At 65.2% G+C, this 2,913-nt stretch carries 3 protein-coding genes; 2 read left to right on the forward strand and 1 reads right to left on the reverse strand.

What is annotated here, in order from left to right; translation table 11 throughout:
- Window positions 1-442 (reverse strand): TetR/AcrR family transcriptional regulator (locus AC1D2K_RS32855; RefSeq protein ID WP_478094389.1); only part of this gene is annotated, 442 nt, incomplete at its 3' end.
- A gap of 252 nt (window positions 443-694) precedes the next feature.
- Between AC1D2K_RS32855 and AC1D2K_RS32860 the strand changes: the two genes are divergently transcribed.
- Both AC1D2K_RS32860 and AC1D2K_RS32865 read left to right on the forward strand, forming a co-directional pair.
- A complete protein-coding gene (locus AC1D2K_RS32860; RefSeq protein ID WP_478094390.1) occupies window positions 695-1,945 on the forward strand; it encodes an ABC transporter substrate-binding protein in 1,251 nt (416 codons plus the stop codon).
- Between the two features lie 63 nt (window positions 1,946-2,008).
- Window positions 2,009-2,869, forward strand: a complete 861-nt coding sequence (locus AC1D2K_RS32865; protein WP_478094392.1) for a branched-chain amino acid ABC transporter permease — start codon at window positions 2,009-2,011, stop codon at window positions 2,867-2,869.
- Window positions 2,870-2,913 lie beyond the last annotated feature (44 nt).

Here is a 2,913-nt window from a genome sequence, read left to right on the forward strand (position 1 = left end):
CGCGCAGGCGTGCCAGGTAGCGCTGGTTCACTCCGGCGCGGCTGAGCCCCGCATACATGAAGATGCGCACCCATTCGCCACGCAGGACGAAGTGCGCATAGTCCTTCAGATACCGCTTGAGGCGGCTTTCGAGCGTATGCGAGCGGTCCGCGAGCCACTCTTCCCACTCCGGATTCCAGCGCCGCACAAACACCTCGTCATACACCCGGTCGACCAGGGCTTCCTTGGTCGGGAAGTAGCGGTAAAGCAAAGGCTGTGAGACGCCGAGGCGCTGCGCGAGGTCGCGCGTGCTGCCTTCGAAACCATGCTTGGCGAAAAAGCTGATCGCGGACTGGACGATCTCGTGCTCTCGGTCCTCGGGCGCCAGACGCCGCCGCCGTTGCATGGGGTTGATCGGGGCATCCTGCTCGGATTCGTTTGTCTTGGCGATGCGTTGCGTCATCGAGGGTCTTTGGCAATGGTCGGCTGGTCACGGGCGGCGCTTGCGCTCCCGCCGGCCCACAAGGACCGATCACTCGATTATTAGCGGACCAGGGTCGAACTGCCACCTCACGCGGGTAAACCCCGACACATCACGATCAAACGTGTCTTGATCTCCCAATTTTGGGCCATTATTATTGATCGTTCGATCAGTTAATACGATGCGATGACGGATCGCACCTCACCCAATACCCCCACCAAGACCGGAGACAAGATGACAATGGATCGCAGGAGTTTTGTTGCAGCGGCAGCAACCGCCAGCGCCGCATTGGCGGTACCATCCCTGGTGCGCAGCCAGGGTTCGCCCGAGCCTTTGCGCCTGGGCTTGCTCACCGCCAAGACCGGCCCCTTCGCTTCTGGCGGCATCGACATGGAGCGCGGGCTTCAGAGCTACCTGGCGGCCAATGACCAGCGGCTCGGTGGCCGCAAGGTCGAACTGATCGTGGCCGATACCGGCGGCGTGCCGTCCAGCGCCCGCACCAAGACCCAGGAACTGGTCGAGCGGGAAGGCGCGCAGGTGCTCATGGGTCCCCTGGCGGCCTTCGAGGCCTTGGCCACCGACGACTACATGCGCGCCCGCAAGATCCCGGTCTTCCCGGTCGCGGCGGCGGAGGACATGACCCAGCGCAAGGCCAACCCCTGGCTGTTTCGCGCCAGTTCCACGTCGGCCCAGTGCGCCCACCCGTTGGCTGACTACTGCGCGAAGAAGCTGAAGTACAAGCGCATGGTGCTGGTCGCCGATGACATCGCCTATGGCCACGAAATGACGGCGGGATTTCAGCGCGTGTTCGAGGAAGCCGGCGGCAAGGTCGTGCAGAAGCTCTTCCCGCCGCTGACGGCGCCGGATTACGGCACCTTCCTGGCCCAGCTCAGCCGAGACGCGGACGCGGTGTTCCTCGGCTTCGCGGGCTCCAACGGCTTTCGCTTCATCCGCCAGTTCAACGAATACGGCCTGCGCGGCAAGCTCGCCCTGGTCGGAGGCATGACGACCCTCGATGAAGCGGTGCTGCGCAACATGGGCGACGAGGCGCTGGGCATTGTCACGGTCAACTGGTACTCCGCAGAACTTGCGAACCCGATCAATGAGAAGTTCGCGGGCACCTTCCGCAAGGCGCACGGCTACGACCCGGGCTTCTATGCCGCGTGCACGCACGTCAGCGCCTCGGTGCTCGACGCCGCCCTGGCGCCTTTGAAGGGTCAGTCCTTCGACCGCGAGTCGCTGCGCGCGTCCCTGCAGAAAACCAACGCGATGACCGCGCGCGGGCCGGTGAAGTTCGATGCCTGGGGCAACGTGGTCGGCGACGTCTACGTGCGCACCGTCGGGCGCAAGGACGGACGCCTGGTCAACAGCATCATCGAGACCTATCCGGACGTGAGCCAGTTCTGGACCTACGACCCGAAGAAATTCCTGGCAGAACCGGTCTATTCGCGCGACTGGCCGCCCGCCAGGAATCTGGGCGCCTGACACCCACACCGGAGCGTCACGGCCCGCGCGTGCATCGGCATGGCGGGCCACGACATCAAGAACATGCAATTCTGGTTGACTCAGACACTCAACAGTCTGGCCCTCGGCAGCCTGCTGCTACTGCTCTCCTCGGGCTTCGCACTCATTTTCGGGCTGATGCGCATCGCCAACCTCACCCACGGCGCGCTCTTCATGATCGGGGCCTACGTCGCCGCGAGCGTGGCGCGCGCCGGTTGGGGCTTCGCGGCGGCAGTGGCGCTCGCTGCGCTCGCCACCGCGATCATCGGCGGGCTGTTCGAGCGCCTGGTGCTGCGCCGGCTTTCGGGCAACGCGCAGGCTCAGGTGCTGGCCACGCTCGGCCTCTCCTTCATCGCCGCGGATCTCTGTTTGGTGCTGTGGGGCGGCGATCCGATCCCAGTCTCGCCGCCGAGTTTCCTTAGCGGCCCGACATCATGGCTCGGCTTCAGTTTTCCGAGCTACCGACTGGCCGTGATCGGGGTCGCACTCGTGGCCGCCGTCATGCTCTACCTGCTGCTGGAACGCACGCGGCTTGGCGCACGCATCCGCGCGGGCGTCGACGACATGCCCATGGCGCGTGCGGTCGGAATCYGTGCCTCGGCCCTGTTCACCAGCGTGTTCTGCCTCGGCGCGATGCTCGCCGGTCTCGGCGGCGCATTCGGCGGCCCGATGCTGTCGGCCTATCCGGGGCTTGACGCCGACATGCTGCCCCTGGCGCTGATCGTGGTCATCCTCGGCGGCGTCGGCAGCCTGATGGGCACTTTCATCGCGAGCTTCATCATCGGCTTCATCTACACCTTCGGCATCGCACTGGTTCCGGATCTCGCCTACGTGATCTTGTTTCTGCCGATGATCCTCGTGCTGGCCTTCCGGCCCGCTGGCCTGCTCGGAGGTGCACGAGCATGAACACGCTGCGCTCCCTGCTGTTGCTCGCCGCGCTGGCCCTGCTG

This window comes from Variovorax sp. P1_H12_2 (assembly GCF_056405335.1).

Coding starts and splice junctions, on each gene's coding strand:
- AC1D2K_RS32860 (WP_478094390.1), top strand. CDS start 695: ATGACAATGGATCGCAGGAGTTTTGTTGCAGCGGCAGCAACCGCCAGC.